This window comes from Anaerosphaera multitolerans, from assembly GCF_004006535.1.
In the GTDB taxonomy this organism is placed as follows: Bacteria; Bacillota; Clostridia; order Tissierellales; family Peptoniphilaceae; genus Anaerosphaera; species Anaerosphaera multitolerans.
Window position 1 is genome coordinate 1 of sequence record NZ_RLIH01000028.1, and the last position, 7126, is coordinate 7126.

The following is a 7126-nucleotide window of genomic DNA, read 5'->3' on the forward strand; positions in this document are numbered from 1 at the left end:
GCTATTATATCTCTATTTGCTGACACATCGTAAATATTTTCATCGTCCGTTTTTCTCTCCAGATTTTCATTAACTATATTTTGATTTAACGTTTCTCTTAATTCAATAATATTATTTTCCGACTCTTCAACTATAGCATCAATCTCATATATTGAATTGGCATTCCTTACTCTTTCAACTGAGGAGTTTAAATTTATTTCAATTTTTTCCAATATATAATTACTTACATCACTATATTTTTTTATTTCTTCGTACATATCTCTGATTATATCAATACTTTTATCTTTGTAAGTTTCTAATTCCTCACTATCTTCTTTATTAACATCATCAGCCATTGATTCAATTTTTTCATTCTCCTCAGCATAAGTAACACTAGGAACATATACTTGACCTGTTAAAATAGTTACTATTAATAAAAGTATTATAAATTTATTTTTACTAATACTTTTATTATTTCCAATTCTATTATTTTCCCCCATATTTTCATTCCTTTCTCTTACTTTAATATACTTTATTAAATGTCATATTATGATTTCAGATTATGCAATAGAAAATAACTTAATAATATTTTTTAATTTGTCCAACTCCTTACCTTTTTAGTTTAATTCAGTCAAATTATTATGCATTTTTTTAATACCCCGACAAAAATAAAGACAACGGTAAATTCATAAAAAGACATAAATATGCACGAAAGATCCTTTAAAAAAAGATATTAGATTTTTAAAATTATAAGAATGTAATATATAATATACATTTAATTGTATATCTTATTTATAGTTGATAATTTTTCTTTAAAGGGTATAATGAATATAAAAAATACAATACTTTACGGCAGCTATAAAACCAATTAAATTTTAAACTTAATAATAATTATATTTTGTTTATATTTAAAAGTTTAAAACATAAACTACTAAGGAAATACTGAAAATAAGACGTTAAGAATATCAATTTATAAAATAAGCTGATAGTTATATAACTTCAATATATCATAATGGTTATCTGGACTTTTCTTGTGTTCTTTTAACATTAGCTATAAATTTATAATTCTATACTCACTTATCAGCAAAAGGGTGAATGAAAATGAAAATAATGGTAATTAATAAGGAAATTATGAAATTTTTTTCCTTTATAGCGATAATAATTTTTTGTTCTTTTAGCATTTTTTTATTGTTTTATAAATTTGACAATAAATATACACATAACGGACCACAACCTAAAGAAGGTGAACTGATTATTTCACCTGATACTATTGATGATTTCAAATATACCTATTTAATAGATGACTGGGAAATTTATTACAATAAATTACTGGGACCGGACGATTTTCTCAATAAAAATATAGAGCCTGATGATTATACTTCCGTTGGTCAAGATGTAAATTTTATTGATTCTAATAATGGAAATGAATTAAAATATGCCATAGGCAGCACTTATAGAATTATAATAAAATTACCTCCTACGGAAGAAAGTTTTATTTTTGAAATCCCCAAAACTTATTGTACATATAAGCTATATATCAATGGTGTACTTATGGGAGAATTAGACAATAACTCTTCTGAAGATTACTATTCTCCCAACGCTAGAAGCTTTAAATTTACAGTTTCTAATGCAGACGCTATTGAGGTTATAATCGCTATACCAGTACACATACATATTGGTGAAAACACTTCGAATCCGTTGGTCTTTGGAAAATCCGACTCAGTTGAGACTGTTGCAAATATCCGCTTTTTAATTCGTTCATTCATTATAGCTTTTGCAATAAGTGTAGCTTTGTTTAATTTAGTTTTCTATAAAATTACAAGTGCAGATAAAGAAAACAGTAATACTCTTTTCATTTATTACCTAATGTTCTGTTTCTTTTTCTCAGTTTATATTTCTATACCAATAATAGAATTATTAAGTTATACCAGAACATCTTGGTTATTATTTGAAAGTTTGTCCTTTCCTATTACAATCACAATATTTTCTTTAATTCAAAATAAAATGATGCATTTAGGAAAAATATTTACTAATATAATTCTGGCAATTATAACTTTAATAATCTTATATACATGCATAGTATATATTTTTTTTGGGAATAATCTAAATGCAATACTAATTAGTTCTAATATTTTAAACTTATACACATATAGTCTGGCAATATATTTATTTTTAACAAGTATTCGTTTTGCCTATAGAAAAAAATATCCTAAAGTGATGTTAATTGGAACAACTGTACTTATAACCGCTCTTTTATTCGAAAGATTATTTCCTAACTTTGAGTCAATATATTCCGGACATATGACGGAAATTTCAGGCACAGTATTAATTATTTCCATAGGTATTGTTTTTACAAGAAAAATATCTGCTTATTTTAAGTCCAATTTAATTTTAGAGAAGTACAATGAAGATATTATAAAAATGCTGGATATGCAAAAATCACACTACTCTAAAATTTCTAAGAAAAACGAAATACTTAGAGCTGCACACCATGATTTCCGTCACCATTTATTCATAATTTATCAGCTATCTATTGAAAACAACACTGTTCAATTAAAGGAGTACATAGAATCTCTAAACGAGCAAGCTAAATTACAAACTCAAGTATCTTATTGTAACCATTACATCATAGATACATTATTAAAAATATATGCCACACTTGGCGAAGAGAAAAAAGCCGATATTACAATTAAAGTAGACATACCCGATGGTCTTCCCTTTGAAGACATTGACATTTGTGTAATTCTAAGTAATTTACTGGAAAATGCATTAAAAGCCACACAAAAATTACCTCTAAGTGAGCGAAAAATCAATATCCATATCTTAAGTAAAATGAACTATTTCGGCATTTTAGTTGACAATACTTTTGATGCTCTTGTTGATAAACCAAAGCGTTGGCTTAATAAAGAAGGTATAGGTCTTTCATCAATTAACTATATTTGTTCAAAATATAATGGAAAAGCAAAATTTTATACAAGCGACAACAATATTTTTCATGGGAAAATACTATTACCTTTAGGTAATGGAATAAATAATTGGAGTGATTTATAATGAAGATTGCAATATGTGATGATCAGTTAAAAGATGCTAATAGATTAAAGGATTTGTTGATCCAATATACAAAGCGAACTAATCTTGAAGCAACAATAGAAGTTTTTACTTCAGGTGAAGAATTATTATTTTCTTTTACCCCTTCTAAATATCAAATTGTTTTTCTTGACATCTATATGGAAAAAGATAAAATGTCAGGAATGGATGCAGCGGAAATAATTCGAAAACACGATTCAGAAATTTCTATAATTTTTACTACTATTAGTCTTGAACACGGTATTGAAAGTTATAAAGTAAATGCAATAAATTATGTAGTTAAACCGATAGAATATGAAAAACTAGTAGATACTCTTAAGCGATGTGAACATCAAATAAATTTATATGCTAAATCAATTGAAGTAATGGAAAATAGACGTTTAATAAAAATTCGACTAAAAGACATTCATTATGCTGAAGCTATGAAACATAATAGTATACTGTATACTGAACTTCGAGAAATAAAAACTACTACTTGTTTTACTGAATTAAAAAAATTGTTGGAAGATTTTCCATTTGTTTTTTGTCATAGAAGTTATATCGTAAATTTTTTACATGTAAAGAGCATGAATAAAAAGGACTTTATTCTAAATAACAATAAAATAATTCCTATTAGTAAAGGTCAACAAAAACAAGTTCAAGAAAAATTTGAAGAGTTTTTTTGGGAAAACACATAATAAAAAATCCTGTAATTTTAAATTATCTATAATTATTGGGGACTGGGGAGAGTAAAATAAACTGTGTAAGTGAAGAATCGGAACTTCACCAACACAGTTTATTTTACACTTCCCTCACTATTCCTTCATATTCAATAAAATAATGTTTAATTTTCATTTTTTCTTAACCAATAATGCTATGTCCAGTATTTCATCTATTGTTACACCCCAACACTTACTTATCTTAATTAATTCTTCCGATGACAAATTAGTATCTTCTGGATCTGATAGAAAATCTCCTATTAACTCATATGAATTCTTTAGCTTATCCATAATAGAACTAAATAAAACTCTCACTTTTTTATGCTCTATATTATCAAAAGCTATATTCATAAGATCGCATGCAGCGCAAATTTCATTATCTGCTTTTTCTATTCTATCATCTATTTTCATAACTAACTCCTTATAAATTATATACTCTTAATCTTGAATATATTACTAACAATTTCAATAGCTGCTATAATAGAATAAGATAAAATTAATAATTTATAACAAACAATATTGTAAGTAATATATTAATTATATAGTATTGTTTCCCAAATCCATGACATATAATTAAAAATGTGACTTTGCTATAAATGATTTTTGTTTCCTAAATATTATTTCCCTCCTTTCACTTTGTAACAGTTATAATTATAACTATTTATTCTAATTATTTTAAATCAATAACTTGGATCTATATCTATCTTCTAAAATTTAAAATGTATTAAATAAAAGGATTCTTCCCTATAAAATGCCAGAAAGAATCCTTTTATTATAATATACAAAAACTTTTATTATTCTTATTCTACTAATCTATTACTTTTATCCATTTTTCATTTAAGCCATTCATTATAGTTTCATGAGATATGCTTGCTTCAATTAAATCATAGTAAGACCATCTGTTGCTATTTAAATCTGTAAATGTTTTTATTTCTAAGTTGTTTAGACCTTCTTCATCTACTTTTCTTTCAAGCATCTTATTAATTATTGTAACAACTTCTTCTCTAGTAATGTTATTTTTAGGTCCAAAAGTTCCATCTGGATATCCTGTAATCCAACCTTTATTGGCTACTGTTCCAATATATTTCTCTGCCCAGTGACCTTTTACATCTTCAAATGTCGAATCCATACTTACTAAAGTGTTATATCTTGCTACTACTGTTGCAAATTCTGCTCTACTAATTTTTCCATTTGGTCTGAAACTTCCATCTTCATAACCTTTCATTATTTCATTTTCTGTTACAAATACTATATATTTTGCGTACCAATCTTCATTATTAACATCTGTATAATTTATAGTGCTTTTATCAGGAATATTTTCCTCCCCAACTTTTAATCGTGCTAGTATTGCAGCCGCTTCTGCTCTTGTAATATTTCCACTTGCTCGAATTGTGTTATCCGGATAACCAGTTAGGTAAGCTTTGTGAAGTATTGTATCACCTTTGTTTTCGTTGAGAATTTCTTTGTCTTTTTCTTTTATCTCATTAGAACTATTTCCCCAACTCCACCAGCCATTACTGGAACTTTCTTTTTCCCATACTGCATATAAATCAATATTTCCAATAATTTCTAAAGTATCACCTGGCTTATATTCAGCTGTTGAGGCATCCTTATCTCTTGACCATCCTAGAAAAACAAATCCATCTTTCCAAAGGGTCTCTCTATCAAGTACTTTTATAATCTCCCCTACTTCATATACATTATTGTCCACAGGTGCTTCTCCTGATGTATTATCATTTCCATAGTAGGTAACCATGAATGTTTCTTCAGAAGTTATTTTTCTATTACTTATAGTTACTACCTCTGATTCATCCTGAACTTCTATAGGATTTTCATCAATTTCTACCAATTCATAACCTACAGGTGGCTGAATTTCTTCTATAAAATATTTTCCAGAATCTACATTTATAGTAATAGTACCATTGGTTTCTATCTCAAACTCTCCTACGAGTTCATTTTTTTGATTTAAATCTCCTCTATTTCTTTCTTCTGCTAAAATAATTTCTATATCAGATTTTCTCTTTGTCAATTCTCTAATTTCTTCTTCTAATTCTTCAAGCGGTTGAACTATGCTAAATCCATCTTCTGAACCTTGGAATTCGCCAAATTCATCTGCAAATTTTTGAGACTCTATATGTGCATCAAGTACCTCTTCTGCATTTTGAGCTTCAGGTACTTCAGGTCCATCTTCTGAATCTTGAACTTCTCCAAAAACATCTTCTAAACTTTGAGGTTCAACAAATATTTCAGGTACACCTTTTGAACTTTGAATTTTATTGAATTTGTATTCAAACGGTGTGCTATAATCAGATGTATTTAAATACAATTTTTCTATTTTCTCTTCTTTTTCAAGAATTTCATTTTCAATATCTGATTTTTCCTGCTCTAATTGTGATACTTCTGGAATTTCTTCTGTTTCTAATATCTTATATAGTTTAATTTTTGCACCATTAATTAATTCTTCTGTTAATTCATCTTCAACCTTAACAATTAATTTTAATCCTTCCTCTTCGATATTAGTAGTAACGCCATTTATATTTTTAATAGCATTTGTTTTTTCTGTATCAACTGCTTCTACAGTCTCTGCTTTATTAACAGCTTCTTTTCCTGCACTTGCATAGTCTTTCACTTGGTTGATTGCATTAGTCTTTGCATTCTCTGATACATTGTCCATGGCATTGATTTCATCTATCTTTTTCTTAGCTGCTGCATCTATTTCTGCATTAGCATTCACTTTGGCAGCATTAAGTTTTTCTTCCTCTTCTTGCTCCATGGTCTTAGAAGTAACGCCATTTATATTTTTAATAACATTTGTTTTTTCTGATTCAACTGTTTCTACAGTCTCTGCTTTATTAACAGCTTCTTTTCCTGCACTTGCATAGTCTTTCACTTGGTTGATTGCATTAGTCTTTGCATCCTTTGATACATTTGTCATGCCTTGAATGTCTTTTATTTTCGCATTAGCTGCTGCATCTATTTCTGCATTGGCATTCACTTTGGCAGCATCAAGTTTTTCTTTTTCTTCCTGCTCCATAGTCTTAGGAGTAACGCCATTTATATTTTTAATAGCTGTTGTCTTTGCTTCCTCTACTTTGGCAATAGTGTCTGCAGCCTCAACAGCTTTTTTCCCTGCAGTAGCGTATTCATTTACTTGGTTAATTGCATTAGTCTTTGCATCCTCTGATACATTGTCCATGGCATTGATTTCATCTATCTTTTTCTTAGCTGCTGCATCTATTTCTGCATTAGCATTCACTTTGGCAGCATTAAGTTTTTCTTCCTCTTCTTGCTCCATAGTCTTAGGATTTACACCGTTGATGCTATTGATTGCATTTGCCTTTGCTGCTTCAACTGCTTCTACA

Annotated in this window: 5 protein-coding genes; 2 read left to right on the plus strand and 3 right to left on the minus strand. The window is 28.2% G+C overall.

Annotated elements, in window-relative coordinates:
* A partial coding sequence (locus EF514_RS10470; RefSeq protein ID WP_164845594.1) for a V-type ATPase 116kDa subunit family protein occupies nt 1-479 on the minus strand: 479 nt, incomplete at its 3' end.
* Nucleotides 480-1080: 601 nt separating this feature from the next.
* On the opposite strand from EF514_RS10470, the gene EF514_RS10475 reads away from it, so the two are divergent.
* The gene (locus tag EF514_RS10475; protein ID WP_164845595.1) at nt 1081-3030 is read left to right on the plus strand and encodes a sensor histidine kinase; all 1950 of its coding nucleotides are present in this window, start codon (nt 1081-1083) and stop codon (nt 3028-3030) included.
* Nucleotides 3030-3743 carry a LytR/AlgR family response regulator transcription factor gene (locus EF514_RS10480; RefSeq protein WP_127725401.1) on the plus strand — a complete coding sequence of 238 codons (714 nt, stop codon included), beginning with the start codon at nt 3030-3032 and terminating at the stop codon, nt 3741-3743. Before EF514_RS10475 ends, EF514_RS10480 begins: the two co-directional genes overlap by 1 nt.
* A 153-nt stretch (nt 3744-3896) precedes the next feature.
* On the opposite strand, the gene EF514_RS10485 is transcribed toward EF514_RS10480, so the two are convergent.
* Nucleotides 3897-4175: a hypothetical protein gene (locus tag EF514_RS10485; protein ID WP_127725402.1), complete on the minus strand. Its 279-nt coding sequence runs from the start codon at nt 4173-4175 to the stop codon at nt 3897-3899.
* Nucleotides 4176-4572: 397 nt separating this feature from the next.
* Nucleotides 4573-7126 (minus strand): S-layer homology domain-containing protein (locus EF514_RS10490; protein WP_127725403.1); only part of this gene is annotated, 2554 nt, incomplete at its 5' end.

What these genes read in the sequence shown, in the direction of transcription:
- EF514_RS10475 (WP_164845595.1), top strand. Translation starts at nt 1,081, where the DNA reads ATGAAAATAATGGTAATTAATAAGGAAATTATGAAATTTTTTTCCTTT.
- EF514_RS10480 (WP_127725401.1), top strand. Translation starts at nt 3,030, where the DNA reads ATGAAGATTGCAATATGTGATGATCAGTTAAAAGATGCTAATAGATTA.
- EF514_RS10485 (WP_127725402.1), bottom strand. Translation starts at nt 4,175, where the DNA reads ATGAAAATAGATGATAGAATAGAAAAAGCAGATAATGAAATTTGCGCT.